General features: G+C 72.8%; 24 protein-coding genes. 10 read left to right on the top strand and 14 right to left on the bottom strand.

The genetic code is table 11. The annotated features are described in order from the left end of the window. Positions 1-142 precede the first annotated feature (142 nt). The 8 genes from AB0F03_RS10040 to AB0F03_RS10075 all read right to left on the bottom strand — a co-directional run bounded on the left by AB0F03_RS10040 (position 143) and on the right by AB0F03_RS10075 (position 10,983). Positions 143-1,900 carry a DUF3492 domain-containing protein gene (locus AB0F03_RS10040; protein ID WP_361988384.1) on the bottom strand — a complete coding sequence of 586 codons (1,758 nt, stop codon included), beginning with the start codon at positions 1,898-1,900 and terminating at the stop codon, positions 143-145. A gap of 273 nt (positions 1,901-2,173) precedes the next feature. Then, positions 2,174-3,784, bottom strand: a complete 1,611-nt coding sequence (locus AB0F03_RS10045; protein WP_361988387.1) for an ABC transporter ATP-binding protein — start codon at positions 3,782-3,784, stop codon at positions 2,174-2,176. Next, positions 3,781-4,779 (bottom strand): ABC transporter permease, encoded by a 999-nt coding sequence (locus AB0F03_RS10050; RefSeq protein WP_361988389.1) that lies wholly within the window; start codon positions 4,777-4,779, stop codon positions 3,781-3,783. The genes AB0F03_RS10045 and AB0F03_RS10050 overlap by 4 nt, the downstream gene beginning before the upstream one ends. Further along, positions 4,776-5,960: an ABC transporter permease gene (locus AB0F03_RS10055; protein ID WP_361988392.1), complete on the bottom strand. Its 1,185-nt coding sequence runs from the start codon at positions 5,958-5,960 to the stop codon at positions 4,776-4,778. Before AB0F03_RS10055 ends, AB0F03_RS10050 begins: the two co-directional genes overlap by 4 nt. 4 nt (positions 5,961-5,964) lie before the next feature. Next, positions 5,965-7,683 (bottom strand): ABC transporter substrate-binding protein, encoded by a 1,719-nt coding sequence (locus AB0F03_RS10060; RefSeq protein WP_361988395.1) that lies wholly within the window; start codon positions 7,681-7,683, stop codon positions 5,965-5,967. Between the two features lie 179 nt (positions 7,684-7,862). Then, positions 7,863-7,958 (bottom strand): Ms4533A family Cys-rich leader peptide, encoded by a 96-nt coding sequence (locus AB0F03_RS10065; RefSeq protein ID WP_356825865.1) that lies wholly within the window; start codon positions 7,956-7,958, stop codon positions 7,863-7,865. Positions 7,959-8,014: 56 nt separating this feature from the next. Next, entirely contained in the window at positions 8,015-9,304 is a 1,290-nt protein-coding gene (locus tag AB0F03_RS10070; protein WP_361989109.1) for a DUF3152 domain-containing protein, read from the bottom strand. A gap of 632 nt (positions 9,305-9,936) precedes the next feature. Further along, a complete protein-coding gene (locus tag AB0F03_RS10075) occupies positions 9,937-10,983 on the bottom strand; it encodes an alpha/beta hydrolase (RefSeq protein WP_361988399.1) in 1,047 nt (348 codons plus the stop codon). Between the two features lie 197 nt (positions 10,984-11,180). On the opposite strand from AB0F03_RS10075, the gene AB0F03_RS10080 reads away from it, so the two are divergent. The 4 genes from AB0F03_RS10080 to AB0F03_RS10095 all read left to right on the top strand — a co-directional run bounded on the left by AB0F03_RS10080 (position 11,181) and on the right by AB0F03_RS10095 (position 13,036). Beyond that, complete coding sequence (locus tag AB0F03_RS10080) at positions 11,181-11,405, top strand: hypothetical protein (RefSeq protein WP_361988402.1); 225 nt, start codon at positions 11,181-11,183, stop codon at positions 11,403-11,405. A gap of 156 nt (positions 11,406-11,561) precedes the next feature. Beyond that, the gene (locus AB0F03_RS10085) at positions 11,562-12,203 is read left to right on the top strand and encodes a TetR/AcrR family transcriptional regulator (RefSeq protein WP_361988405.1); all 642 of its coding nucleotides are present in this window, start codon (positions 11,562-11,564) and stop codon (positions 12,201-12,203) included. Between the two features lie 166 nt (positions 12,204-12,369). Then, positions 12,370-12,597, top strand: coding sequence for a DUF3107 domain-containing protein (locus tag AB0F03_RS10090; RefSeq protein WP_353602052.1), 228 nt, complete (start codon positions 12,370-12,372; stop codon positions 12,595-12,597). A 169-nt stretch (positions 12,598-12,766) separates the two neighbouring features. Further along, entirely contained in the window at positions 12,767-13,036 is a 270-nt protein-coding gene (locus tag AB0F03_RS10095; RefSeq protein WP_361988408.1) for a hypothetical protein, read from the top strand. A 97-nt stretch (positions 13,037-13,133) separates the two neighbouring features. Here AB0F03_RS10095 and AB0F03_RS10100 read toward each other — a convergent pair whose 3' ends face one another. Continuing rightward, the gene (locus AB0F03_RS10100; RefSeq protein ID WP_361988411.1) at positions 13,134-13,880 is read right to left on the bottom strand and encodes a ferritin-like fold-containing protein; all 747 of its coding nucleotides are present in this window, start codon (positions 13,878-13,880) and stop codon (positions 13,134-13,136) included. 501 nt (positions 13,881-14,381) lie between these two features. Between AB0F03_RS10100 and AB0F03_RS10105 the strand changes: the two genes are divergently transcribed. Together AB0F03_RS10105 and AB0F03_RS10110 are read left to right on the top strand one after the other, a co-directional pair. Beyond that, positions 14,382-17,090, top strand: coding sequence for a DEAD/DEAH box helicase (locus tag AB0F03_RS10105; protein ID WP_361988414.1), 2,709 nt, complete (start codon positions 14,382-14,384; stop codon positions 17,088-17,090). A gap of 148 nt (positions 17,091-17,238) precedes the next feature. Next, entirely contained in the window at positions 17,239-18,129 is an 891-nt protein-coding gene (locus tag AB0F03_RS10110; RefSeq protein WP_361988417.1) for an alpha/beta hydrolase, read from the top strand. 37 nt (positions 18,130-18,166) lie between these two features. Here the strand turns inward: AB0F03_RS10110 and AB0F03_RS10115 are convergent, their stop codons facing one another. Then, positions 18,167-19,063, bottom strand: coding sequence for an NYN domain-containing protein (locus AB0F03_RS10115; RefSeq protein WP_361988420.1), 897 nt, complete (start codon positions 19,061-19,063; stop codon positions 18,167-18,169). A 218-nt stretch (positions 19,064-19,281) separates the two neighbouring features. On the opposite strand from AB0F03_RS10115, the gene AB0F03_RS10120 reads away from it, so the two are divergent. Beyond that, entirely contained in the window at positions 19,282-19,434 is a 153-nt protein-coding gene (locus tag AB0F03_RS10120; RefSeq protein ID WP_099054875.1) for a hypothetical protein, read from the top strand. A gap of 76 nt (positions 19,435-19,510) precedes the next feature. Here the strand turns inward: AB0F03_RS10120 and AB0F03_RS10125 are convergent, their stop codons facing one another. The 3 genes from AB0F03_RS10125 to AB0F03_RS10135 form a co-directional block, all read right to left on the bottom strand. Continuing rightward, the gene (locus AB0F03_RS10125) at positions 19,511-20,116 is read right to left on the bottom strand and encodes a MarC family protein (protein ID WP_361988423.1); all 606 of its coding nucleotides are present in this window, start codon (positions 20,114-20,116) and stop codon (positions 19,511-19,513) included. Positions 20,117-20,186: 70 nt separating this feature from the next. Then, a complete protein-coding gene (locus AB0F03_RS10130; RefSeq protein ID WP_361988426.1) occupies positions 20,187-21,044 on the bottom strand; it encodes a PHP domain-containing protein in 858 nt (285 codons plus the stop codon). Between the two features lie 203 nt (positions 21,045-21,247). Continuing rightward, positions 21,248-21,889 carry a DUF6758 family protein gene (locus AB0F03_RS10135; RefSeq protein ID WP_361988428.1) on the bottom strand — a complete coding sequence of 214 codons (642 nt, stop codon included), beginning with the start codon at positions 21,887-21,889 and terminating at the stop codon, positions 21,248-21,250. Positions 21,890-22,060: 171 nt separating this feature from the next. Here AB0F03_RS10135 and AB0F03_RS10140 point away from each other — a divergent pair, with 171 nt between their 5' ends. Then, positions 22,061-23,284, top strand: coding sequence for an MFS transporter (locus tag AB0F03_RS10140; protein WP_361988431.1), 1,224 nt, complete (start codon positions 22,061-22,063; stop codon positions 23,282-23,284). A gap of 40 nt (positions 23,285-23,324) precedes the next feature. Here AB0F03_RS10140 and AB0F03_RS10145 read toward each other — a convergent pair whose 3' ends face one another. Then, positions 23,325-23,909 carry a suppressor of fused domain protein gene (locus AB0F03_RS10145; protein WP_361988434.1) on the bottom strand — a complete coding sequence of 195 codons (585 nt, stop codon included), beginning with the start codon at positions 23,907-23,909 and terminating at the stop codon, positions 23,325-23,327. 490 nt (positions 23,910-24,399) lie between these two features. Here AB0F03_RS10145 and AB0F03_RS10150 point away from each other — a divergent pair, with 490 nt between their 5' ends. Both AB0F03_RS10150 and AB0F03_RS10155 read left to right on the top strand, forming a co-directional pair. Continuing rightward, positions 24,400-25,524 carry a magnesium and cobalt transport protein CorA gene (locus AB0F03_RS10150; protein ID WP_361988437.1) on the top strand — a complete coding sequence of 375 codons (1,125 nt, stop codon included), beginning with the start codon at positions 24,400-24,402 and terminating at the stop codon, positions 25,522-25,524. 33 nt (positions 25,525-25,557) lie between these two features. Then, entirely contained in the window at positions 25,558-26,073 is a 516-nt protein-coding gene (locus tag AB0F03_RS10155) for a hypothetical protein (protein ID WP_361988440.1), read from the top strand. Positions 26,074-26,150 lie beyond the last annotated feature (77 nt).

The following is a 26,150-nucleotide window of genomic DNA, read 5'->3' on the forward strand; positions in this document are numbered from 1 at the left end:
CCCGACTCATCCGCCCGCCCACGCGGCGAACCGGGGCCGGCACCGCCAGGTCCGCCCGCCGAACCGGAGCCCAACCCCCCGAGTCCGTCCGCCGAACCAAGTCTCATGCCCCCCGTTCCCGGGTGCCGGCTGTCCACGTCGTTCATCGCGCTCCCTCCGGGGTCGCCGGCCGTGTCGCCCGTACCGGGGTGGCCGTGGCCCAGCCGGGCAGGGCGCGGGGCGTGGGGCCGGTCCAGTGGCCGGGGACGCGGGATTCGGCGGGGGTGGCGAACGGCAGCGGGGCGCCGGCCTTGTCGAGGACGACCCGGCGGACCGGGCTGTGCGAGACGATCTCCAGGTAAATGGCGTGGAATGCCGCGATGCTCTGCTCGACGGTGAACAGTTCGAGTGCGCGGGCGCGTGCGGCGGCGCCGAGGCGCGCACGGCGCTCGGGGTCGCGCAGCAGCCCGACGCACGCCTCGGCGAGCGCCCTGGGGTTGCGCGGGGGTACGACGAGTCCCGTGCCGCCGATGACCTCCACGACCGCGCCCACATCCGTGGACACTGTGGCCCGGCCGCAGAACATGGCCTCGACGAGGCTGACCGGGAAGCCCTCCACGACGCTGGAGAGGACGACGACCGCGCCGGCGGCGTACGCGTCGGCCAGAGTGGGTGCCTCGGGGCCGCCGATCTCCTCGAAGGAGACGGGGTTGTCACCGACGGCGTGCACACCGTCGGCCTCGTCCGGGAAGAGCTGCGCGGCGAGCGCCCGGCACTGCCCGAGGTAGGCCGCTCCGTGGACGTCCAGGGGCGCGCCGAGGATGCGCAGGCGGGCCTCGGGTCTCTCCCTGCGGACCTCGGCGAAAGCGTGCAGCAGCGAGACGAGGTCCTTGGCGGGTTCGACGCGCCCGATCCAGACCAGGGTGTGCGGGTCGGCGCGGTCCGGGGACTCGCCGGCCTCGGTGAAGCGGGCGGCCTCCATGCCCGGGTACACCGTGCGGATGCGGGCGCGGTCGGCGCCGCACCGCTCCTGCCAGCGGCGGGCGTGCGCGTTGCCCGGGGTGAGGAGCGCCGCCGCGCGGTACACCTCGGCGGCGAGCCGGCCGTGGAAGGCGGCGAGCAGGGCGCGTACGGCGGGGGTGGCGGTGTCGGGGCCCGCGCCCAGGTAGTGCGCGCGCAGTCGGACGCCGTACTCGGTGACGAGCAGCGGCAGGCCGCAGAAGTGCCGGGCGAGCAGCCCGGAGAGGGCGGCGGGGCCGCCGGTGGTGGCGTGGCAGAGGTCGGCCGCGCCAAGGCCGTCGTCGTCATACCAGTCGAGGGAGAGGGGGCGCAGGGCGCGTTCGAGGTGGGCGGTGACGGCGAGCAGCTCGGGTACGCGCGCCTCGCGCGCCGTGCGCAGGGCGCCCGGTGCGCGGCAGGCGCGTTCCAGGGCGCGTACGGCGGAGTCGGAGCGCAGGGCGCCGACCAGTCCGCCCTTCTCGCGGGCGAGTTCGGCGAGCCCGTACAGCCCGCTGCGGAAACGGTCCGCCAACTCGTCGGACACGCCGTCGGCGCCGATGTCGGGAGCCCCGCCGGACACCGTGTCCGCCGGAACACCGGACGCGCTGTCGGCGCCGGTGCCGACAGCCCCGGCGGACACCGCTCCCACCAGTTCGCCGTAGCACTCGGTGAAGCGCCGGCGCGCGCGCCGTCCGTACGCGACCCCGTCGGGCTCGGCTGTCCGCAGTGGCGCCGTACGCACCCGGCTGACCTGCGGGGGGAGTGGGACGGGGTGCTCGTCGCCCTCCTGGCACCGGCCGGGGCCGAGCGTGTAGACGTCGAACTCGTGCTGCCCGAGCCCGCGCACGAGCCGGTCGCACCAGAGCCCGACGTCACCGCTCACATACGGATAGCCACCCTCCGTAAGTAGTCCTACGCGCACGTGTGCACCCCCGATCTCCCCTCTGGGGAGCCGCCGTTGTCCCGGCGGCTCGCGGCGGGACGAACGTAAGCGGACAAGGCGGTGGTGCGATGGACGGTTGTCCGTCGCACCACCAGAAGGGGTGAACGGTCGTGACTTTCGCGTGCGGGTCGCGTCACGTCGCGCTAAGGAAGCACCATGCGATCACCCGGTGGTCGCCAGTGATCCCGGGTGATCCCCGGTGCTCCTCGGTGATCCCCAGTAATACCCGGTGAGGAGCCGAGCGGGCCGGCGCTACGCCGCCGCCGGTTCGCGCCGGGCCGCGCGGCGCCGGGCCGCGAGTTCGGGGTCGAGCGCGGGTACGGCGGCCAGGAGCTGCCTGGTGTACGGCTCGCGCGGGGTGTCGTACACCTCGTCGGCGGGCCCGTACTCGACGAGCCGGCCGCGCCGCATCACCGCGACCCGGTCGCTCACCTGGCGGACCACCGCGAGGTCGTGCGCGATGAAGACCAGGGCGAGGCCCAGTTCCCGCTGGAGTTCGCCGAGGAGGGCGACCACCTGGGCCTGCGTGGTGACGTCCAGCGCGGAGACCGGTTCGTCGCAGACGATGACGCGCGGTTCGGCGGCGAGCGCCCGGGCGATGCCGATGCGCTGGCGCTGTCCGCCGCTGAACTCGTGCGGGTAGCGGTCGTAGTGCGCCCCTTCGAGGCCCACGCGCTCCAGGAGTTCCGTCACCCGCCCCCTGATGCGCGCCTCGTCCCTCCCCCGCTCCCGGCCGCCCGTCCCGCGCGCGCGGAGCGGATCGGCGATGGACTCGCCCACGCTGCGGCGGGGGTTGAGGGAGGAGACGGGGTCCTGGAAGACCATCTGGACGGACGGGTTCACGCCGGTGTGCGGGCGTCCTTCGTAGCGGATCGTGCCGGCGGTCGGCTCCAGCAGCCCGACGAGCATGCGGCCGAGCGTGGTCTTGCCGCTGCCGCTCTCGCCGACGACGCCGAGGGTCTCCCCGCGGCGCACGGTCAGCGAGACGTCGTCGACGGCCGCGAACACGCCCTTGCCGCGCCCGAACTCGCGCCGCACGCCGGTGGCCTCCAGCACGACCTCGTCGGTGGCCGGGGAGCCGGTCCGGCGGGCGTCCACGCGCGGGACGGCGTCCAGGAGCGCGCGGGTGTACGCCTCGGCGGGTGCCGCGAGGACCGCGCCGACGGGGCCGTGCTCGACGGCCCTGCCGTACCGCATGACGAGGACGTCGTCCACGCTCTCGGCGGCGACGCCGACGTCGTGGGTGACGAGCAGCAGACCCATGCCGGTCTCCTCGCGCAGCGTGTGCAGCAGGTCGAGGATCTGGGCCTGGACGGTGACATCGAGGGCGGTGGTCGGCTCGTCGGCGATCAGCAGGCTCGGCTCGCAGGCGAGGGCCATGGCGATGAGAGCGCGCTGGCGCATGCCGCCGCTGAACTCGTGCGGGCGGGACCGGGACCGGCGGACCGCGTCCGGGATGCCCACCCGGTCCAGCACCTCGACGGCACGCGCGCGTGCGGCGCGGCGCGGCACGCGCGCGTGGACGCGGTACACCTCGGCGATCTGGTCGCCGATGGCGTAGTACGGGTCGAGTGAGGACAGCGGGTCCTGGAAGACCATGGCGGCCTTGGCACCGCGCAGCCGCCGCAGTTCCTCGTCGGAGGCGGCCTGTACGTCGGTACCGGCCACCCGGACCGAGCCGCCGACGCGGGCCCCGGTGTCCCGGTGCAGGCCCAGCAGGGCGCCCGCGACCGTGGACTTGCCGGAGCCGGACTCGCCGACGAGGGCCAGGGCGGCGCCCTCCTCCAGGCTGAAGGAGAGCCCGTCGACGGCTCTCAGGGAGCCGAAGTCCACGGTCAGGTCCCTGACGTCCACCAGGCTCATGCGAGCACCACCCGTCGGTCGGCCACCGCGTACAGCACGTCCGCGACGGCATTGGCGAGGATCACGAAGAAGCCGGTGACCAGCACCATGCCGACGACCACCGGCAGGTCGACGACCTTCACCGCGTGCACCAGCTCCTGGCCGATGCCCGGCAGGCCGAAGAGGGTCTCGGTGAGGACGGCGCCGCCGACGGCGGAGCCGAAGGTGACCGCGTTGAGCGCGATGACGGACGCCGTCGCCCCGCGCAGCGCGTGCCGGGTGATCACCGCCCGCTCGCTGACGCCGTAGGCGCGGAACGTGCGGATGTGGTCCTCGGCCAGCGTCTCCAGCATCGACGCCCGGGTCAGCCGGGCGAAGTTGGCCGCCTCGATGAGGGCGAGGGAGAACCAGGGCAGCAGCAGGTTCCAGGCCCACTGTTCGGGGTCGTCGGTGAAGTGCACGTACTGCGGGAAGGGCAGCAGTTGCAGTTCGCCGCAGACGACGATCATCAGGACGAGGCCGATGACGAAGACGGGGGTGGCCGTGCCCGCAAGGGTGACCGCGGTCAGGACGCGCTCGGAGAGCCGGCCGCGCCGCCAGGCGGACAGCACGCCGGTGCCGACGCCGAGCAGCAGCCAGATCACCATCGCGCCGGACACGAGGGAGAAGCTCACGGGCAGCTTGGTCAGGATGATGTCGGTGACCTGCTGGTCGGTCTGGTAGGACTGGCCGAGGCAGGGCGCCGGGCAGTGCTCCACGGAGGTGCCCGTGGAGAAGTCCTGGCCCGCGAGGAGCCCTTGCAGGAAGTGCCAGTAGCGCACGTACAGCGGGTCGTCCAGGTGGAGTTGTTCGGCGACCTGGTGGACCTGGGCCGGGGAGCAGCGCGGGCCGCAGGTGATCTGGGCGACGTTGCCGGGGGTGACGTAGAAGACGACGTAGATGATCACCGAGAGCACGAACAGGGTGATCAGTGCGCCGACGGCCCGGCGCAGGACGAAGCCGGCGAAGCCGTTCACGCGCGCTCCTCCTTCTTCGGTGCGGGACTCGGTGCGGCGTCCCGGGCGGCGTCCGGAGCGAGGCTCGGTGCAGTGTCCCGAGCGGCGTCCGGAGCGGGGCTCGGTGCGGGGACGACAGCGGCGTCCGGGGCGGGGACCGCAGCGGCATCCGGTACGACGCCCGGTACGACACCCGGTACGGCCGTCTGCGCGCGGGCCTCCCGCTTGCGGCCGGTGCCGACGCGCAGGCGCGAGGCCGCGCGCGGGTCGAGGGCCACGCGGACGCCGTCACCGAGGACGGTCATCGCGAACACGGTGACGAACAGGGCGAGCGCCGGCAGCAGCAGGTACTGCGGGGCCGCCTGGTACCAGACGTCGGCCGAGGTGAGCATCTGCCCCCAGGACGGCGTGGGCGGCTTCACGCCGACGCCGAGGAAGGACAGGGCCGCCTCGGCGCTGATGTTCTGCGGGATCAGCAGCGCGGCGTACGTGATGACCGGTGCGGCGAGGCCCGGGAGGAGTTCGCGTACGGCGGTCCGCCCGATGCTCCAGCCGCTGAGCCGGGACGCGGCGACGTAGTCGAGGTTCTTCAGGGTGAGCGTCTGCGCGCGCACCATCTTCGCCGTGGTGCTCCAGCCGGACACCAGGGCGATGATCAGCGCGACGAGGACGGGCCGCGGGAAGCCGCTGGACACGACGGCCAGCAGCGCGAGCGCCATGACCATCAGCGGAAGTGCGACGAAGATGTCGGTGATGCGGCTCAGGACCGCGTCGACCCAGCGGTTGCCGAGCCCGGAGGCCACGCCCACGGCGACGCCGAGGGCCACCTGCACCACCGTGGCGCCCAGCGACACGCCGAGCGACACCCGCGCCCCGTACACGAGCCGGGCGAACATGTCGCGGCCGGTCTGCGGTTCGACGCCCAGCCAGTGGCCGGCGCCGGCGCCGCCGAAGGAGCCGAGGGGCACGCCTCCGCGCGCGGAGTCGATCAGCGAGGGGTGGTACGTGGTGGGGTCCTGGCCCTCCAGGGCGGTGAGCAGGGGCGCGGCGAGCGCCACCAGGACGAGCAGCGCGACGACGGCCGCGGCGACCAGTGCGGCGCGCTGCGCCCGCAGCCGCCGCCAGAACTGACGGGCCCCCGGGGCCGCCGGGACGGAGGTGTCCGTCCCGGCGGCCCCGACGGCGGCAAGTGCCTCGCTCACGGTGCTACTTCACCGCGACCTGGGAGATGTCCAGGACGCCGGTCCAGTCGCTGATGACGATGTTCTTGACGTCCGAGCCGTACAGACGCTTGTAGACCGGGTGGAACAGCGGCACGACGAGGGCCTTCCCGCCGATCTTCTTGTCGAGAGCGCCCCACCGCGCGGCGGCGGCGGTGAGGTCGGTCAGCTTGTTGATCCGGTCGATCTCGTCGTTGACCGACTTGTCGTCGAGCAGGCCCGTGTTGAAGTTCGCTCCGTCCTCGACGATCTGCCGGCCGTCGAAGATCGGGGCGAGGAACGGGCCGCCGGAGGGCCAGTCGGCACCCCAGTGGGCGAGGAAGAACCCGGGCTCGGTCTTCACGCTGTGGATCTTGTCCCGGTAGTCGTTGTCCTCCAGGCCCTGCAAGGTGACCGTGATGCCGGCCTTCTTGAGCGCGTCCTGGAGGGCGGTGGCGATCTCCGGGCTGGTCTCGAAGTCCTTGTTGTTGGAGTGGGTCAGGGTGACCGTGAGCCCGTTCTTGTGACCCGCCTGCGCGAGCAGCTGCCTGGCCTTGGCCGGGTTGCCGGTCCGGCCGGCCGGGAACGGGTCGTACGGCGTGTAGCCGAAGGACTTCTGGTCCGGCAGGAAGGTGGTGGCGGGCTCGGCGAGGGCGCTGCCGCCGGCCGCGTTGACCACCGACGACCGGTCGATGGCGTACGAGATCGCCTGGCGCACCCTGGGGTCGTCGAACGGCTTCACCCTCGGGTTGAAGGCGATGTAGTTCGTGTAGCCGAAGTGACCGGTGCCCACGCGCGCGGCCAGCTTCTTGTCGCCGGTCACCTTGGCGAGTTCGGCCGGGCCGAGGTTGGTGTCGGTGGTGACGGCGGCGGAGTCCGTCCCCTGGGAGGCGGACAGCCGCTGGTTGATCACCGAGGAGTCCAGGCCGGAGCGGACGTCGATCCGGTCCGGGTAGGCCTTGCGCTCGGGGTCCGTCGCCGCCGACCAGTTGGTGTTGCGCGCCAGGACGAGGTGCTCGCCGTCGTTCTCGTTGCGGACCACCTTGTAGGGGCCGGAGGAGACGGGGTGCGACTCGTACTTGGTGCCCGTGTCCTTGCCCTTGGGCACGGGGGTGAACTGCGTCTGCGTGGCGAGGTACGGGAACTCGCCCTCGGGCTTGTTCAGGTGGAAGGCGATGGTCCGGGAGTCCGGCGTCGTGATCGCGGACAGGCCCTTCTTGTCCTTGTACGGGCCCTGGTAATCGGCGGCGCCGACCAGCCAGTCGCGCAGATAGGGGGCTCCGCCGGAGAGTTCGGGGGCGAAGGAGCGCTCGACGCCGTACTTGATGTCGGCGGAGGTGATCGGCGTGCCGTCCTCGTAGCGCAGGCCCTTCTTCAGGGTGTACGTCCACACGGTCGCGTCCTTGTTGGGGCGCCCGGTGTCGGTGGCGAGGTCCGGGACGACCTTGGCGCCGGCCGCCCCGTTCTCGCGGTTGCGCGTGGTCAGCGTGCGGAAGACGAGTGAGGGGACGTTGCCGCCGCCGGAGGTGTACAGACGCGCGGGGTCGAAGTCGCTCTGCGGCTGGGAGTTCAGAACCGTGAGCGTGCCGCCCTTGTGGGGCGTGGAGTCGCCGCCGGAGCCCTTGGCATCGCTGTCCTTCGGGCCGCAGGCGGCGGCGCCCGCTGCCACGACCAGGCTGACGGATGCCGCTGCCACGCGGCGCGCTATGACGGACGGTTGATGCATCGGAATGACGACCTCTCGGGAACTGATCGAGGATTTCTCGAAGAGTGAGACATGCGGACGAGGAATGAGACGACTGCGGACAGTCGTCAGCCCCGGCGCCGGGTCGTCGAAACGTCCGTGACACGGTCACGGACGAAAAGGGAAGAAAGGGTCGCGACGCGAGCGCCAGGGAGGCGGTGTCAGCGACAGTCGATGTCGGCCACGCAGAGCGCGGTCACGCCGATCAGCGCCAGCTCGATGGCGGCGCTGTGAGAGACGGCATGACGGGACCACATGGGCAGAAATATGAACGAACTTGCGACTCGTGTCAATGTGACATAAGTGAGTGGGGTCAACTCCTGGGGTAGGGCCACGGGTTGGGCCGGCAGTGGATCCCGTCGTGGTCCAGGAACTTGGTCTGCTGCTGCATGACCGGCGCCAACTCGTTGTTCTTCTGGCAGCTCACGTGCCCGTGGCCGAGCCGGTGACCGACTTCGTGGTTGATCAGCATCTGCCGGTACGCGTGGATGGCGGAACTGCCGTACGTCCGGCTTCCCTGCGCCCAGCGGTACGCGTTGATCATCACCCGCTCGGTGGCGGCGGAGTCGCAGGAGACGTTGTCCTCCGTGGTGTCCAGGCCGGACTTGGCGCACCAGGTGGCGGTGGTGCCGGGGCTGGCCAGCGTGATCACGAAGTCGGGCTTGCCGGAGGACACGCGCTCGAAGGTGCGGGCACCGCCGTGGGCCCAGCTGCGGTCGTCGTTCAGGGTCTTCTGCACGGCCTCGGCGAACAGCTCGCCGTCCAGCCCCAGTCCCTGCTCCACGTCCACGCGGTACCGGTATTTCTGGCCGGTGCCGGGCGCCTTGGCGGACCCGGGCACGGCGTCGAACTTCCCGGAGCCCTTCAGCTCGGCGCCGAGCGGGTACGTCCGGTTCATCTTCTGGTCGTACGACAGCGCCGTCACGTCCGGCGCGGTGGACGGCGCGGGCACCCCGGAGGCGTTCGCCCCGGCGGCCTGCCCGGCGGAGGGGGACTTCACGGCGTCGTCGTCCCGGCCCCTGGTGACCTGCCCGGCGACGACGACCGCGAGCACGGTCGTGACGGCCGCCGCCGCGATGCCGGTGAAGGCCCGTCCCCTGCTCCCGCCGCGCTGGGCGGGCACCACGACGCCGTCGCCCGTGGGGGCGACGGTCTGCGGCTCGTCGGCCGGCCGCCGCGGGCCTGTACGGCGGGTCCGTCCCGCGCGCGCGGCGGAGCCGCCGTCGTCCTGCGCGTCCCCGGTGGCGCCGGCGTGTCTCTCGAAGGCCTGGAGGTACTCCTGCCGAGGCCCGGGGCCGCGTCCCGGGCCGTCCGGTCCCGCCTGCCGCTGCCGCGGCAGCACCACGCCGGTCCCGCCGGCACCGGCAGGCCGGCCCCCGAACTCACCCCAGCCGCCCCCGGTCTCCCGCTGCTCGGGATGCCCGCCCCGCGCGGACGCGCCCTCCCGCGACCGGGGCACACCGCGCGCGGGGGTGCCGTCGGGCGGCCGGGGCACGCCCTGCGCGGCGGCACCGTCCCGGAGTCGCGGCGTCCCTTGCGCCGGGGTGCCGTCGGCGGAGCGCGGCCTGCCGCGCTCCTCACCGCCGCCCGCTCGTCCCGGCACGGTCTGCGGGGAAGCGGCGTCCGGGCGCCGGGGCACACCGCGTGCGGGCGTCCCGTCGGGCGAACGGGACGCCTCCCGTGCGGGCGCTCCGGCCCGGGGGCGCGGCGCGTCGACCCGACGGCCGTCCGGGGGTGCGTTCCGGCGGCCGTCGGCGGGCGCGTCCGGGTGCGTACCCCGGCGGTCGTCCGGAGGTGCGTTCCGCCGGTCGCCGGATCGCCCGTCCCGGCGGTCGTCCGAGCGCACGTCCCGCCGGTCGCCGGATCGCCCGTCCCGGCGGTCGTCCGAGCGCACGTCCCGCCGGCCGTCGGCGTCCGGGGCGCGCCGGTCGTCCAAGTGCCCGTCCCGCCGGTCGTCAGGGCGCCCGTCCCAGCGGCTGTCGGCGTCCGGGGCGCGCCGGCCGTGCGGGGGCGCGTCCCGCCGACCGTCGGAGCGCATCTCCCGGCGGTCGTCCGGGCGCACGTCCCGCCGGCCGTCGGCGTCCGGGGCACGCCGGTCGTCCGGATGTGCGTCCCCTCCGTCGTCGGGGTCCCGGTCCCGGTGGTCGTTCCGCCGGGGCTCCGGCCGGGCGGTTATGTCCGCGGACTCGTCCCTCGGGACCGGTCCGCGGCGGCTGTGGCGTCCCACCCTGGCCTTCAGCTCCTCGCGTCCACGGCGGCGGTGCCGCCGCCGGTGTTGCCTGCGTCGCCGGTGTCGCCGCGCGGGGCCGGGCCGGCGGCCCCGGCGGACGCGCCCGTGTCCGCCAGGAGGTCACGGAAGGCGCCGGCGACGATGTCCGGGTATTCCATCATCGCGACATGGCCCGCCTCGGGCAGGGTCAGCAGACGCGAGTCGCGGAAGGCGCGGGCGGCCTTGCGGGCCATGCGGAAGCCGACCAGCTGGTCCCGGGCGCCGTAGACCAGCAGCGTGGGGGCGAGCACCCGCTCGGCCTGCCGCCACAGCCCGTGCTGGCCGCCGAGCGTGTAGGCGTTGACGATCCCGCGCGCGGAGCGGGCCATCGCGTCCCAGAAGTACGGCAGCCGCTGCCGCCGCTCCAGCTCCTCGACGGCCTGCTGGAACGCCTCGGGCTCGACCCGCCCGGGGTCGCCGTAGCAGAGGGCCATGACGCCGCGCACCCGCTGCTCGGCCGTCCACTCCTGGGTGAGCCGGGTGAAGAGGGCGGCGACGCCGGGCACACCGAGGAGTCCCGTCGGCACCGCCGAGCGCTGCACGCGCAGCTCGGGCAGGGCGGGCGAGACGAGGGTGAGCGTACGGACGAGGTCGGGCCGTACGGCGGCCACGCGCGTGGCGACCGCGCCGCCGAGCGAGTTGCCGAAGAGGTGGACCGGCCCGCGGCCGGCCGCGTCGAGATGGCGGATCACCGCGCGCGCGTGCCCGGTGACGGAGTAGTCGCCGTCGTCCGGGGGCGGGGAGTCGCCGAAGCCCGGCAGGTCCACCGCCTCGCTGTCGACGACGCCGTCCAGCTCGGCCATGAGGGACGACCAGTTCTGCGAGGAACCGCCGAGCCCGTGGACGTACAGTGCGGGTGCCAGGCCTTCGCGCGTCGCGGGCCGGGAACGGACCGTCAGGGTGACGCCGGGCAGAGACACGGACCGCAGCCGCTCGCCCTCGCCGAGCCGGACGGGCGCCACCCTCGGGAGCACACTGGCGGCCGATACGGTCGGCGACTCGGTCGAAGACATGCGGCAATGTTACGAGGTGATCACGCCGGGATTCGTGTGTTCGCCGTCACAGCGTGAACCGCGGGCGCCCGGAGAACCGGACAGCGGGCCGGCCTGATGGCATGGCGTCCCCATCAGGTGTCTCCTAGGCTCGTACAGAGGGCACCCTCGTGTGGCCCCTGCATTTTCCAGGGACGTTCGTAGGAAGGGAGCCCATCATGGCGTATGACCCCACCGAACCCGACGCGTTCGAGGACCTCGAAGCCGACGCGGAACCGGAGATCGACGTCGAGGCGCCCGACGCCGACGCCGTCGAGCAGCACGCCCCGGTCCGGCCGGACCGCGACGACCCGCTGACGGCGGTCGACCCGGACCGTGCGAACGAGGCCGATCTGGTCGAACAGGCGCGCGTGGTCACGCTCGACGAGGACGACTACCGCTGACCTCACGGGAGTCGCCGGGCCGCTCCGGGGGCGCCGCACGGCTTTCGCCGTCGTCCGGTACGTGAAATTCTGCGCTCGCACCGCGCACACCAGGGTTACCGAAAAGTACGATGGCCGCGCGGCCGACACCGCATGTGGACGACTTTGGGAGGCGGCGTGACAGCCATCGAGCAAACTGAGGCGGTACGCCCGCGTGGCACCCGTCTGCCGCGCCGCGCCCGGCGGAACCAGTTGCTGGGCGCCGCCCAGGAGGTTTTCGTCGCGCAGGGATACCACGCGGCGGCGATGGACGACATCGCCGAGCGGGCCGGTGTGAGCAAACCGGTGCTCTACCAGCACTTCCCCGGCAAGTTGGACCTCTACCTCGCCCTGCTGGACCAGCACTGCGAGTCGCTGATCCAGTCCGTGCGCGGCGCACTGGCGTCGACGAGCGACAACAAGCAGCGCGTGCGGGCGACCATGGACGCCTACTTCGCGTACGTGGAGGACGACGGCGGCGCGTTCCGGCTGGTCTTCGAGTCGGACCTGACGAACGAGCCCGCGGTGCGCGAGCGCGTCGACAAGGTCACCAACGAGTGCGCCGAGGCCATCTGCGACGTCATCGCCGAGGACACGGGCCTCTCGCGCGCGGAGTCGATGCTGCTCGCCTCCGGCCTCGGCGGGCTCGCCCAGGTGGTGGCCCGGTCCTGGCTGCACAGCGACCGCAGCGTCCCGCGCGACCAGGCGGTGCAGCTGCTGGCCTCGCTGGCCTGGCGGGGCATCGCCGGTTTCCCGCTGCACGGCATCGATCCCCACTGACACCACTGCACCACTGCACCACTGCACCACCGACGCCGGTCCGTTCCCGTCCGGTGTTCGCTCCTGGCGTTCGGGCCCGCAGCGTGTACGTCCCCTCACCGGGCTAATGTGTGCTGGGTACGGCGCGGAAGATCGCGCAATCACTGACCGTCGGAGGGACATAGCCGTGGAGGTCAAGATCGGCGTGCAGCACGCGCCCCGCGAGATCGTTCTGGAGAGCGGTCAGAGCGTCGAGGAGGTCGAGCGCCTCGTGAGTGACGCGCTGTCCGGGAAGACGCAGCTGCTGAGCCTCCAGGACGAGAAGGGCCGCAAGGTCCTGGTGCCGACGGAACGTCTGGCGTACGTGGAGATCGGCGAGCCCACCGTGCGCAAGGTGGGGTTCGGCACGCTGTAGGCCGAAGGCGTGAGAGGGGCCCGGCGGCCGTGTGCCGCCGGGCCCTTTTCCATGGGGTGCGCACAGACGGCACACACGTCCGCCACAGCCGATGATTGCCATCCGCAGGTCACGGGTATGACGGGCTACGACCGTCGAGCCAGACCGGCCGTGGGAGGGACCCCCCGACATGATCCTCGAAGCACTCGGCTCCGCCGCACTCGGTCTGATCCTCGCCTGGGCGGCGACCCAGCGCTTCGCCCACCGGCTGCCGACCCGCCCGCTGGTGTACTCGACGGGCGTCGCCGGCGCCCTCTTCGGCGACTTCGTCACCCACACCGCCCTGGGCCCCGGCGCGGGCCCGTTCAGCCTCCTGGGCGCCGCGATCATCGCGGTGGCGTCGCTGTCCCTGCTGCTGCGTCCCGCCGGCCGCCTCGGCCGGCGCTCGGCACCGGCGTAAGGGAGGCGGCGCGGCCGAGCCCGCAGGGGCGCGGAGCCGCGCGGGCGACCACACCGCACGTGCGGCCACGGGACAGCGGCACCACGCCCGCCGAGTGCTACGCGGCCAGGCCCAGCGCGGCCATCCGCTTCGTGTGCGCCTCCGTGATCCGCGAGAACATCCGCCCGACCTCGGCGAGATCGAACCCGTCGGCCACCCCGCCCACGAGCATCGTGGACAGCGCGTCCCGGTCGGCGACGACCCGCTGGGACTGCGACAGCGCCTCCCCCATCAGCCGCCGCGCCCACAGCGCCAGCCGGCCGCCGACGCGCGGGTCGGCGTCGATGGCGGCGCGCACCTTCTCCACCGCGAACCCGGCGTGCCCCGTGTCGTCGAGGACGGCGAGCACCAGCTCGCGGCTGTCGGAGTCGAGCCGGGCCGCGACCTCTCGGTAGAAGTCACTCGCGATCGAGTCGCCGACGTACGCCTTGACCAGGCCTTCCAGCCAGTCCGACGGCGCGGTCTGCCGGTGGAAGCCGTCCAGCGCGGCGACGAACGGGTCCATGGCAGCCGTCGGTTCCTCGCCGACCTCGGTCAGCCGGTTCCGCAGCCGCTCGAAGTGGTGGAACTCGGCCGAGGCCATCTTCGCCAGCTCCGCCTTGTCCGCGAGGGTCGGCGCGAGCTTGGCGTCCTCCGCGAGGCGTTCGAACGCCGCCAGCTCTCCGTACGCGAGGGCGCCGAGCAGGTCCACGACCGCGGCGCGGTACTGGGGGTCGGCGGACGCCTGCGCCCAGTCCTGGGCGGCGACACCGGTGGGTCCGGCGGGTGCGGCGGACGCGTTCTCAGGCTTGTCAGAGCTAGTCATGAGGCGCACAATAGCCCGCTCCTCGCGGCACTCGAGGCCTGGTCGATCACGGTGGCCACTACTACGTGACCGAATCGGCCATCGCATGTGCGGCAATCCGGGGTATGGTGGTAATGCGCCTGCTGAGTGCGTCGACGGTTCTCGACGTGTCCCGACAGGCTGCACGCATGAGGATGCCCGGTCGGTGGCCCGATCGGCTCCGACCCGACAGCCCTCCCTGGCCGTACGGCAGTGATCGTACGACGACAGGAGGGACACCCTCAGCGGTACGAGCGCTAGAGCGTCGGCAGAGGTCCCGTGCCTTACGGCTTGCCCGAGTGGTTCGCCCGTACGGCAGCCGACGTCCCGGCACGGTCAGACATGACCCCCGCGCTCGCCTCGCACCGCGCACACAGAAGAGGCATAACCCTGACTACGACCTTCCGAGATCTCGGAATCCTTCCCGAGACCGCCGAGGCCCTCGAAGCCGTCGGTATCATCACCCCCTTCCCCATCCAGGAGATGACGCTCCCCGTAGCCCTGACCGGCACGGACGTCATCGGCCAGGCCAAGACGGGCACCGGCAAGACGCTGGGCTTCGGTCTGCCGCTCCTCGAGCGCGTCACCGTCCCCGCCGACGTGGAGGCCGGACGCGCCGCCCCCGCCGCCCTCACCGACGCGCCCCAGGCCCTCGTCGTCGTCCCCACGCGCGAGCTGTGCACGCAGGTCACCAACGACCTCCTGACGGCCGGCAAGGTCCGCAACGTCCGCGTCCTGGCGATCTACGGCGGCCGGGCGTACGAGCCCCAGGTGGAGGCCCTGAAGAAGGGCGTCGACGTCATCGTCGGCACCCCGGGCCGGCTGCTGGACCTCGCGGGCCAGAAGAAGCTGGACCTGGGCCACATCAAGAGCCTGGTCCTCGACGAGGCCGACGAGATGCTCGACCTGGGCTTCCTGCCCGACGTCGAGAAGATCATCAAGCTGCTGCCGGCCAAGCGCCAGACCATGCTGTTCTCCGCGACCATGCCCGGCGCGGTCATCGGCCTCGCGCGCCGCTACATGACGCAGCCCACGCACATCCGCGCCACCGCGCCGGACGACGAGGGCATGACGGTCGCGAACATCAAGCAGTTCGTCTACCGCGCGCACTCCATGGACAAGCCGGAGATGATCGCCCGCATCCTCCAGGCCGACGGCCGCGGGCTGGCGATGATCTTCTGTCGTACGAAGCGCACGGCCGCCGACATCGCCGAGCAGCTCCAGCGCCGCGGGTTCGCCTCCGGCGCGGTCCACGGCGACCTCGGCCAGGGCGCGCGCGAGCAGGCCCTGCGGGCCTTCCGCAACGGCAAGGTCGACGTCCTCGTCTGCACCGACGTCGCCGCGCGCGGCATCGACGTCGAGGGCGTGACCCACGTCATCAACTACCAGTCCCCCGAGGACGAGAAGACGTACCTGCACCGCGTCGGCCGCACGGGCCGCGCGGGCGCCAAGGGTACGGCGATCACGTTCGTCGACTGGGACGACATCCCTCGCTGGCAGCTCATCAACAAGGCGCTGGAGCTGGACTTCAACGACCCGGTGGAGACGTACTCCAGCTCTCCGCACCTGTTCGCGGAGCTCGGTATCCCCGCGGGCACGAAGGGCACCCTGCCGCGCTCGGAGCGGACCCGTGCCGGTCTGGGAGCGGAGGTCCTGGAGGACCTGGGCGAGACCGGCGGACGGGGCGCGCGCGGCCGTGGCCGCACCGACCGTACCGACCGCGGTGGCCGTGCCGAGTCGGCCCCGGCCCCGGCCGAGCGCGAGCGTCCGGCCCGTACGCCGCGCCGTCGCCGCCGCACGCGCAACGGCACACCGCTGGACATCGCCCAGGGCGCCCCGAGCACCCCGGTGACCGAGCCCACGGCCACGCCCACGGCCGCACCCGCGGCCGTGCCCGCGGAGGAGATTCCGGCCGGGTCCCGTACCCCGCGCCGCCGTCGCCGCACCCGCGGCGGAGCGGCGCCGGAGCCGGTGACGGCCACCGCGACGGCCGCCGAGGCCGCTGACGTGGCCGACACCGCCGATGTCGTCGCCGAGACGGTGGCCGCCGCGCAGGGCACCGCCGTCCTGGACACCCCGGCGGACTCGGACAAGCCGCGCCGCCGCCGCACCCGCAAGTCGGCGACGACGGAAGCGGTGACGTCCGAGCCGGTGACCGAGCCCGTGGTCGCCGACAGCCCGGTGGCGGAGCCGGCGCCCGAGGCCGCTCCGGCCGCGGAGACCAAGCCGCGCCGCCGCACCCGCAAGACGGCCGAGCCGGTCGCCGGGACGGAGCCGACGCAGGCCAGCGCCGAGCCCGTCGAGGCGAAGCCCCGCCGGACCCGCAAGACCGCGGTCGCCGCCGAGGCTTCCGCCGACACGGCCGTCGACACCGCCGAGGCCACCGAAGCCAAGCCCCGCCGCACCCGCAAGGCCGCGACCGCCGCGGTCGCCGCGGAGACCGTGGCGGAGCCGGCCGAGGCCACCGAGGTCAAGCCGCGTCGCCGTACCCGCAAGGCCGCGGAGCCGGTCGTCACGCCGGACGCCCCTGAGGCCGAGGCCGCCGCTCCCAAGGCCCGCCGCACCCGCAAGGCCACGGCTGCCGCCGAGAGCGCCGTCGACACCGCCGAAGCCACCGAGGCCAAGCCGCGCCGGACCCGCAAGACCGCCGCAGCCGCCCCGGAGGCACCCCAGGCCGAAACCGAGGCCGAGCCCAAGCCGCGCCGCACCCGCAAGACGGCAGCCACTGCCGCCGACGCGAGCGCCGACACGGCCGAAGCCACCGCCCCGAAGGCCCGCCGCACCCGCAAGAGCGCGGCTGCCGCCGAGAGCGCCGTCGACACCGCCGAAACCACCGAAGCCAAGCCGCGCCGGACCCGCAAGACCGCCGCAGCCGCCCCGGAGGCACCCCAGGCCGAAACCGAGGCCGAGCCCAAGCCGCGCCGCACCCGCAAGACGGCAGCCACTGCCGCCGACGCGAGCGCCGACACGGCCGAAGCCACCGCCCCGAAGGCCCGCCGCACCCGCAAGGCCGTTGCCGAGGCGGTCGCTCCGGAGATTCCGGCGCAGGCCACCCAGGGGCCGGAGGTCAAGCCGCGCCGGACCCGCAAGACCGCGGTGTCCACTGCCGAGGCGGCCGGTGAGAGCGCCGCGACGCCCAAGGCGCGCCGGACCCGCAAGGCCACGGCGTCCGTGGAGGCCTCCGAGGCCTGACCCGGGCGCCGCGACCCCAGCGGCAGTGTCAGCCGGTCCGATGGCCGGGTTCACAGCGGTGGACCCGGCCATCGGCGTTCCCGCCCACACGCCCGTGTCCCCTGCCCCCACCGCCCCGCCCCGCCAGCGTTCCGCATAACCTCTCCCCATGAGCAGGCCTCCCTCCTTCGTGCCGCCTCCCGGGGCACGCGCGTACGCGCTGCGCACGGCTCGTGGTGACTTCGCCGTGGTGGACGCGCCCGTGGCCGGCGGCGTCGAGCCCAGGGGCGTGGCGCTGCTGCTGCCGGGGTTCACCGGCAGCAAGGAGGACTTCAACCCGCTGCACGTGCCGCTCGCCGAGCGCGGGTACCGGACCGTCGCCGTGGACGGGCGGGGCCAGTTCGAGTCGGACGGCCCCGAGACGGACGAGTCCGCCTACGCGCAGGAGGAGTTGGCGCGGGACGTGCTGGCGCAGGCGGAGGCGATCGGGGGCCCGGTCCATCTGCTGGGGCACTCCCTCGGCGGCCAGATCGCGCGCGCGGCCGTTCTGTTCGACCACACGCCCTTCCTGTCACTCACCCTGATGGCCTCCGGCCCGGCGCAGATCTCGACCGCCCAGCAGGAGCGGGTGAAGCTGCTGCGGGACGCGCTGGCCGTGCTGGGCATGCCGGAGGTGTGGCAGGCGATCCAGGGGCTGGAGCCGCCGGAGGAGACCGGGACGCCCTCGCTCGACGGTGGGCTGGACGACCGGGACGACCTGCGCCGCCGCTGGCTGGGCACCAAGCCGGCCCAGCTGCTCGCCACCGGCCGCCAGTTGTGCACGGAACCGGACCGGGTCGCGGAACTCGCGGCCGTCGGGCTGCCGTTCCACGTCCTGTCGGGCTCGCGGGACGACACCTGGCCGCTGCCGCTCCTCGACGACATGGCGGTGCGGCTGGGGGCCCGGCGCACGGTCGTCGAGGGCGCCGAGCACTCCCCCAACACCGACCGTCCGCTGGAGACGGCCCGCGCGATCGCCGGTTTCTGGGACGGCGCCGCGAGCGCGCGCCGGCCGCGGTAGGACCCGCGCGCTCCGGCGGCGGTAGGGCCGCGCGGGCTCAGTACTGTCCCTGGAGGTGGTCCCAGAATCCGTCCCGCAGAGCGCGACGGAGGTCGGCCTGGCCGCGCAGGGAGTACTGGAGCAGTGCCTCCGCCTCGACCAGCAGGTCCTGGTCGACGGAGCCCGGCAGGTAGGGATGGCCGGGGAACAGTTCGACCAGTGCTTCGCGGCCCCGGGAGACGAGCCACTTGGCCGCGATCTGGGCACCGACGAAGCGGACGTCCTCGCGGGTGGGGCGGGTGCCGGCGGTGGCGTCGTAGGCGGCGGCCGTGCGCCGGGAGACGTACGGCTTGAAGAACTCCAGGTCGAACGTGCGCTGGCTGTCGACCTCCCAGAGCAGCGGCTCGGCCTGGTTGCGTCCTTCGGGGGCCTCGATGCCCCACAGGTGCACGCGGGCGCCGTAGCCCTGGGCCGCCTCGACCGCCGAGACCAGGTCCTCGTCGCCGCCGAGGAGGGCCGCGTCGCTGATCGCGCGGTGCCGCGCCAGTGACTCCAGGTCCGTGCGGATCAGGGAGTCGACGCCCTTCTGCTGGTTGTTGGCGTTGAGGTTGCCGAGCCGGATCTTGACGTCGGGCAGCTCGGCGATGGTCTGCTGCTCGGCGGTGTGGATGCGGCGGCGGGCGCCGTCGTACCAGTACACGCGCAGCAGCCGGCTGTCCGCGAAGATCGTGCGGGCCTTGTCGATCAGCGCGTCGATCAGGCCCTCGGCGTCCACGTCGAAGGCCCGGCGGTCCTCGGTGCCGGCGACCAGCCGGCCGGCGGCGGCGTACAGGTAGCCGGCGTCCACGAAGATCGCGTGGGTGGAGGGGGTCTTGGCCACCTCGGCGAGCATGCGTTCCAGCAGCTCGTTCGTGCGGTTGATGCGGGCGCCGAGGGCAGCCAGGTCGTCGTTCATCGCCACCTATTGTCCCGGTGGTCACGCTGCGAACACAACCGGTCCCGGTCGGTCCCACGAGTGCCGCTTACCGGTCAGTAATTAGTTGTTCGAAAAATTTCTTTAGCGTAGGGAATGTTTGTAACACGCAGCCCGTTGACTCTGTACGAGACCGGATACACGTCCGGTGCTCTCGAGTAGTTCTCCGCAGGAGGATGACCAGACGAAGGGAGAAGCCCATGCGCTTCGAAATCATGCGTCTCGACGAGGTCGACGGCACCACCGTGGACAGCACCGTCGTGGACGCCGCCTCCGTCAACCGGATCGTGCAGCAGGCCGCCGCCATCGGACAGCGCCTGTGGATCCGCCCGGCCGAGACCCAGGCCTCGTAGCCCGGGCTCCGGCGTTCGCCGGCATCGGCGGGCGTTCGCCACTCAAGCTTTCCGGGGGAGCCGAGCCGACGACGGCTCAGCTCCCCCGGATCACCTGAGTGACCCCGTTGATGATCTGCTGCACCGCGATCGCGGACAGCATCATGCCGGCGAGCCGCGTCACGAGGACCACACCGCCGTCCTTGATGACCCGGATGATCAGCAGCGAGTAACGCATCACCAGCCACAGCACGACGTGGATCGCGAGGATCGCGGACCACACGGAGATCTGCGTGGCCACACTGCCGGCCTTCTGCACGGCCAGGATCACGGACACGATGGCACCGGGCCCCGCCAGCAGCGGCATGCCCAGCGGTACGAGCGCGACGTTCACGTCCTTGGTCTGCTTCGGCTCGTCGGTCTTACCGGTGAGCAGGTCCAGCGCGATCAGCAGGAGCAGCAGCCCGCCCGCGATCATCAGCGCCGGCACCGAGACGTGCAGGTAGTTCAGGATCTGATGGCCGAGGACGCCGAAGACGGCGATGACCCCGCCCGCCACGCAGACGGCCTGGAAGGCCATCCGCTTCTGCACCTTGGCCGGCCGGCCGGCGGTCAGGGCGAGGAAGATCGGGGTGATCCCAGGGGGATCCATGATGACAAAAAGGGTCAGGAACAGGGAGCCGAAGACGGCGACGTCGAACATGGGGGAAGTACAGGCCTTGCGGGAAGAGGAAGTACGGGCGTGAGGTGGTGCGGGCGGGCCCTTCGGGCCGTCAGGCTCCGCCGGTGCCCGGCACCGGGAAGGCGCCCGTCGCCCGCCGGGTGATCTCCCCGTACACCTCGGGGTCGGTCGTGTACGCGCCGAGCGTCACGGTCTTGCGGCTGCCGTGGTAGTCCGAGGAGCCCGTGACGAGCAGTCCCAGATCCTTGGCGAGGTCCCGCAGCCGGACCCGGGTGTCCGGGTCGTGGTCCATGTGGTCGGCCTCGAGGCCGTCCAGACCGGCCTCGGCCAGCTCCGCGATGCGCGCCTCCGGCACGGTCCGGCCACGCTTGGCGGCGGCCGGGTGCGCGAACACGCAGACCCCGCCCGCGGCCTTGACCAGCCGGATCGCCTCGAACGGGTCGGTCTCGTGCTTCGCCACGAACGCCCGCCCGCCGTCGGCCAGCCACTCCTCGGTGAACGCGTCGCTCACCGTCGGTACGACGCCCAGCTCGACCAGCGCGGACGCCACGTGCGGACGGCCCACCGAGCCGCCGGCGGCGATCCGCTCGACGTGTTCCCAGGTGACCGGCACGCCCAGCGCGTTCAGCTTGGCGACCATGCCCTGCGCGCGCGGCACCCGGTCGTCCCGGACCAGCTCGCGCTCGGCGAGCAGGGTGGGCTCCTCGGGGTCGAAGAGGTAGGCCAGCAGGTGCATCGAGACGCCGTCGATCCGGCAGGACAGCTCGGCGCCGGTGACCAGCGTGAGCCCCTCGGGCAGCGCGGCGATCGCCTCGCCGTAGCCACGCGTGGTGTCGTGATCGGTCAGCGCGACGACGTCGAGACCGGCCGCGGCGGCGCCCCGCACCAGCTCGGCCGGTGTGTCCGTACCGTCGGAGGCCGTGGAGTGACAGTGCAGATCGATGCGCACGACGACTCCAGGCAGGTGACGGAAGAGAACGGGACGCCTAAGGATAGCCGGGTTTCCGGACCTGTCTGTCACACCCGCAGGCCCCTGGTGCCCCCTACGGCATCACCCTCAGGGCGCCGCACCCACAGCGGGGAGCCACGCGGCCGGCCCACCCCGGACCCGCAGTCGCCCTCGAACGGAAACCCGCCCCGGACGGGCGGACGTCACGGCTGGAGCAAGCGCGGCGACAACGCTCCGCACGGCACCAGGTCGATCTCCGCCCCCGCGTCCCGCAGATCGGTCAGCACCAGTTCGTCGTACATGAGCAGGCCCGACTGCTCGGGCCACATCACCGCCCACACCCACATCCCGAGCGCCTCGCCGGCGAAGACGGCACGGTCGTCCGGGGTGCGGAAGACATGCCAGAGGGGGGTGGGGCGGCCCGCCGCCAGGACCTTGGCCTGGGGCGGCTTCTCCACGTTCATGTACGACCCCGGGTCCGGGCCGTCGATGCCGGCGTAGCGCGCGCCGAGGCCGACGCCGAGCTCCTCGGCGATCAGGATCATCTCGCCCGGGCCGCCGAGCGGGCCGGGCCCCGAGCAGGCCACCGCGGTCGCACGGCCGCCGCTGCGGTCGTCCCCGGCATACGTGACACCGGTGAAGAGCCATCCGACCGGCAGCGGCCACGGCATCCAGACCGGCACCTGGGTGCGGTGCACCACGACGTTGAGCGCCTCGACGCTGGGCGGGATCACGGGCTGTAGCGGATGGACCGTGCCGTGCACGTCGCACTGCCACGAATCGGCGAAGAGGCCGGGAGCCCTGACCCGGCCACCACACCTCGGGCAACTGGGTTCGCCCCTCATAGGGCTCCACGGTCCTACCCCGGCCCGCCCGCGTCAAGGACGATCACCCGTCCGGACGGAAGTGCCGGCCGAGGCCGGGCCGGCACGATATAGATGTAGCTGCATTAATTAGATGCCCTAACTTACTATGTGCATATACCAACCACTTGCGCCCGAGAATGGGAGAAGCACATGGACCCCTTCGACGCGGGAGCCGGCGGCCTCCTGCGGCAGCCCAAGGCGGTCTGGGCCACGGCCGGCGCCTCGGTCGTGGCCTTCATGGGCATCGGCCTCGTCGACCCGATCCCGCCCTCCATCGCCCAGGGCCTGCACGCCACCGCCGGCCAGGTGTCCCTGCTCTTCACCTCGTACTTCCTGATCACTGCCGTCGCGATGCTGCTGACCGGCTTCGTCTCCAGCCGCATCGGCGGCCGGAAGACCCTGCTGCTCGGCCTGGCCTTCGTGATCGTCTTCGCGGGCCTCGCCGGCACCTCGGACACCGTCGGCCAACTCGTCGGGTACCGGGCCGGCTGGGGCCTCGGCAACGCGCTCTTCGTCTCCACCGCCCTCGCGGTCATCGTCGGCGCGGCGGCCGGCGGCAGCGCGGCGGCGATCCTGCTGTACGAGTCCGCGCTCGGCCTCGGCATGGCCTGCGGACCGCTGCTCGGCGCGGTCCTCGGCAACCTCAGCTGGCGCTACCCCTTCTTCGGCACGGCCACGCTGATGGCGGTCGGCTTCCTGTGCATCACCGCGTTCCTGAAGGAGCAGCCCCGGCCGGCGCGCAAGACCTCGGTCCTGGACCCGCTCCGGGCGCTGGGCCACGGCGGCCTGGCCTCGGCGGCGGTCTCGGCGTTCTTCTACAACTACACGTTCTTCACCGTGCTGGCCTTCACGCCGTTCGTGCTCGACATGACGCCGTACCGCTCGGGCGCGGTGTTCTTCGCCTGGGGTGTGCTGCTCGCCGTCTTCTCGGTGATCGTCGCCCCGCGCATGCAGGCACGGTTCGGCTCGCTGAAGGTGCTCGGCGGCTCGCTGGTGCTGCTCGCCGCGGACGTCCTCGTGCTCGGCTACGGCAGCCACACCGCGGCGGTCGTCTGCACCGTCCTGTCCGGCGCCTTCATCGGCGTGAACAACACCGTCTACACCGAGCTGGCCCTCGGGGTGTCGGACGCGCCACGCCCGGTGGCGAGCGCGGGCTACAACTTCGTGCGCTGGTTCGCCGCCGCCGCGGCGCCCTATTTCGCGCCGAAGATCGAGGAGTGGAGCGACGTCCACACGCCGTTCACCGTCGCGGCGGTCACCGCGGTGCTGGGCGCGCTCGTGGTCGTCGTACGGCGCCGGGCCCTCACCCACGAGGCCGAGGAACTGGTGCCGGAGCACGCCACCGAGGACGGCGTCACCGTCTTCGCCGACTGACCGGATCCGGCCTTGCGCCGGCGGAGCGGCGCACGCGGTGTCAGTCGAGCGGGACGGACCGGCGGGCGGGATCCCTCAGGTCCGTCCCGTGCGTGAGCCAGCGCTCCTGGAGGGCCTGGGCGCCGTGCACCCGCTTCCAGGCGGCCTCGTTCGGGGTCATCGGCAGCAGCGGCAGGAACCGTACGGGATCCATCGGGGCATCCAGCTCCAGGTCCTCGACCAGCCCGCCCGACTCGCCCACCAGCACCGAGGTGAAGGGGGCGCCGGGCCACAGCGGGGCGCCCACGTCCAGCGAGGCGCCCGGCGCCACCACCAGGCCCTCCACCTGGGGGGAGGCGGCCAGCACGGCGAGCGGGCGGAGCACCTTGTCGGTGTCGGCGCGGCCCGCGCGAACGGACAGGACCAGCTCGGCGCGGGGCCCCGCGACCGGGTCGGCGAGCATCGCCGTGGGATCGGTCATGGGGTGCGCGGACATGCCACAGGTGGCGTACCGGACGACGTCCCCCTCGTGGAAGCGGAGCACCTCGATGCGGTCCGTGCCGAGGAAGGTGACCGCGGCCCGGGCGTCCGGCTCGCCCAGCGCGCTGCTCAACCGGGCCTCGACCAGAGGAAGAACGTCAGCCATGTGCCGAGCATAGAACTCGTCAGCTGCGGGCAAAGCGGCGCCTTGACAGTACGGGCGGCTGGTACTCTGAGCCGGTGGTTCGGGGCAGCACGCCGTCAGGAGTGTCCCCAGGCCCTCCAGGCGCCGGCGGACTCGCTGTCGAGTCCCGGCGCCGTTGAGACTCCCTTACGAGGGACCGGCCGGAGGAGGTGGGGCTGTCATGGATCGAAGTCGACCGTGCAGTACCACTCGCTCTTCCGGCTGCTGATCTGATTACCGGCTGGCCGTCGCCTCCCTTTCGCGTCGTCGTTCGGAAGAGCACTTCGTCTCGCTTTGCCTGATCTGTCTGACCTGAAATCAGTTCTGCATCAGTAGCGAAGCCGCCACCGCGACGGTGCGGTGCTCCCCGCTTTGTGGACGTGCCAAACATCCGCAGTCAGGACGTCCCCATTCCGGGTAGTTCCACCCGTCGCCGCGCGCTTTCGCTGCCCGCCTGCGAAGGAGCCCGCCCATGTCGATGATCCGCGACCTGCGCGCCGTGGTCCGCCCGTCGTCCCGTGTCTCGCTGCGCAAGGACGCGGGCACCTCGTACGACACGACGCGCGACCCGGGCACGCCCTCGGCCGTGGTCGACTGCGCGGTCTACCGCGACGGCGCCCGGGTGCCCACCCCCACGCCGCTGACCCCGCACGAGGCGATGCGGCTGGTGCGCCGTGACGGCGGCTTCGTCTGGATCGGTCTGCACGAGCCGACCGAGGCCGAATTCGCCGGTATCGCGGGCGAGTTCGGGCTGCACCCGCTGGCCGTCGAGGACGCCGTGCAGGCCCACCAGCGGCCCAAGCTGGAGCGGTACGACGACTCGCTGTTCACCGTCTTCAAGACCATCCACTACGTCGAGCACGACCGGCTCACCGCGAACAGCGAGGTCGTCGAGACCGGCGAGGTCATGTGCTTCACCGGCCGGGACTTCTTCATCACCGTCCGGCACGGCGGCCAGGGCTCCCTGCGAGCCCTGCGGCGCCGGCTCCAGGACGACCCCGAGCTGCTCGCCAAAGGCCCGTCGGCCGTGCTGCACGCCATCGCCGACCATGTCGTGGACGGTTACATCGCCGTCGCCGACGCGGTGCAGGACGACATCGACGAGGTGGAGACCGAGGTTTTCTCACCGGGCCGCAAGGGCGGCGTCTCGCGCGGTGTGGACTCGGCGCGGATCTACCAACTCAAGCGCGAGGTGCTGGAGTTCAAGCGCGCGGTGGCGCCGCTGCTGCGGCCGATGCAGCTGCTGAGCGAGCGGCCCATGCGGCTGATCGACCCGGACATCCAGAAGTACTTCCGGGACGTCGCCGACCACCTGGCCCGGGTCCAGGAGCAGGTCATGGGCTTCGACGAACTCCTCAACTCCATCCTCCAGGCCAACCTCGCCCAGGCGTCCGTCGCGCAGAACGAGGACATGCGCAAGATCACCGCGTGGGCGGCCATCATCGCCGTGCCGACGATGGTGTGCGGGGTCTACGGCATGAACTTCGACCACATGCCCGAGCTGCACTGGAAGTACGGCTACCCGGTGATCATGGGCGTCACGGTCGTCCTGTGTCTGGGCATCCACCGCACGCTGAAGCGCAACGGCTGGCTGTGAGCGGGCCCGGGCGGCCTGGATAGGCTGGGGCGCATGACTAGTGAGCTGCTCGACCGGGCCCTCATCGAGGAGGCCGTGAAGAAGTCCGGCCTCGTCTGGGTCAGGGGCGCCGGTGCGCCGGCCGCGCGAGCGCTGTGGCATGTGTGGCACGAGGGCGCGGTGTGCCTGGTCGGCGACGGGCCCGGTGAACAGCCGCTGGAGGCGCTGGCCGACGGCGGCACCGCCGAGGTGACCGTACGCAGCAAGGACAAGGGCGGCCGGCTCGTGACGTTCCCGGCGGCCGTGACCGAACTGGCGTCCGGGTCCCCGGAGTGGGAGGCCGCCGTCGCCGAACTGAAGGGCAAGCGGCTGAACGCCGCCGACGGCGAGCGGATGCCGGCCCGCTGGGCCCGCGAATGCCGGGTGCTGCGCCTGGTGCCGGCGGGGGCCGGGGAGCCGTTGCCGTCCGGCAGTCTGGCGGAACGCCCGGTCCCGACCCCGGCGACGACCCGCAGACCGGCCCCGGCGGGCCTGCCGAAGCTGTTGCTCAAGCGACGGAAGAGGAAGTGAGGCGCGGGCGGCGGCCCGTGCCCACCGCGAGCCGGGCCGGGTCCGGCACCGCGGGACCGCGCGGCCGGTGCCACGCC

The sequence above is a fragment of the Streptomyces sp. NPDC028722 genome (assembly GCF_040637655.1).
Taxonomy (GTDB): Bacteria; Actinomycetota; Actinomycetes; order Streptomycetales; family Streptomycetaceae; genus Streptomyces.

Excerpts from the sequence above, each read along its gene's own strand:
- AB0F03_RS10045 (WP_361988387.1), bottom strand. The coding sequence starts at position 3,784 with ATGAGCCTGGTGGACGTCAGGGACCTGACCGTGGACTTCGGCTCCCTG.
- AB0F03_RS10060 (WP_361988395.1), bottom strand. The coding sequence starts at position 7,683 with ATGCATCAACCGTCCGTCATAGCGCGCCGCGTGGCAGCGGCATCCGTC.
- AB0F03_RS10065 (WP_356825865.1), bottom strand. The coding sequence starts at position 7,958 with ATGTGGTCCCGTCATGCCGTCTCTCACAGCGCCGCCATCGAGCTGGCG.
- AB0F03_RS10075 (WP_361988399.1), bottom strand. The coding sequence starts at position 10,983 with ATGTCTTCGACCGAGTCGCCGACCGTATCGGCCGCCAGTGTGCTCCCG.
- AB0F03_RS10080 (WP_361988402.1), top strand. The coding sequence starts at position 11,181 with ATGGCGTATGACCCCACCGAACCCGACGCGTTCGAGGACCTCGAAGCC.
- AB0F03_RS10095 (WP_361988408.1), top strand. The coding sequence starts at position 12,767 with ATGATCCTCGAAGCACTCGGCTCCGCCGCACTCGGTCTGATCCTCGCC.
- AB0F03_RS10100 (WP_361988411.1), bottom strand. The coding sequence starts at position 13,880 with ATGACTAGCTCTGACAAGCCTGAGAACGCGTCCGCCGCACCCGCCGGA.
- AB0F03_RS10105 (WP_361988414.1), top strand. The coding sequence starts at position 14,382 with ATGACGCTCCCCGTAGCCCTGACCGGCACGGACGTCATCGGCCAGGCC.
- AB0F03_RS10110 (WP_361988417.1), top strand. The coding sequence starts at position 17,239 with ATGAGCAGGCCTCCCTCCTTCGTGCCGCCTCCCGGGGCACGCGCGTAC.
- AB0F03_RS10115 (WP_361988420.1), bottom strand. The coding sequence starts at position 19,063 with ATGAACGACGACCTGGCTGCCCTCGGCGCCCGCATCAACCGCACGAAC.
- AB0F03_RS10120 (WP_099054875.1), top strand. The coding sequence starts at position 19,282 with ATGCGCTTCGAAATCATGCGTCTCGACGAGGTCGACGGCACCACCGTG.
- AB0F03_RS10125 (WP_361988423.1), bottom strand. The coding sequence starts at position 20,116 with ATGTTCGACGTCGCCGTCTTCGGCTCCCTGTTCCTGACCCTTTTTGTC.
- AB0F03_RS10135 (WP_361988428.1), bottom strand. The coding sequence starts at position 21,889 with ATGAGGGGCGAACCCAGTTGCCCGAGGTGTGGTGGCCGGGTCAGGGCT.
- AB0F03_RS10140 (WP_361988431.1), top strand. The coding sequence starts at position 22,061 with ATGGACCCCTTCGACGCGGGAGCCGGCGGCCTCCTGCGGCAGCCCAAG.
- AB0F03_RS10145 (WP_361988434.1), bottom strand. The coding sequence starts at position 23,909 with ATGGCTGACGTTCTTCCTCTGGTCGAGGCCCGGTTGAGCAGCGCGCTG.
- AB0F03_RS10150 (WP_361988437.1), top strand. The coding sequence starts at position 24,400 with ATGTCGATGATCCGCGACCTGCGCGCCGTGGTCCGCCCGTCGTCCCGT.
- AB0F03_RS10155 (WP_361988440.1), top strand. The coding sequence starts at position 25,558 with ATGACTAGTGAGCTGCTCGACCGGGCCCTCATCGAGGAGGCCGTGAAG.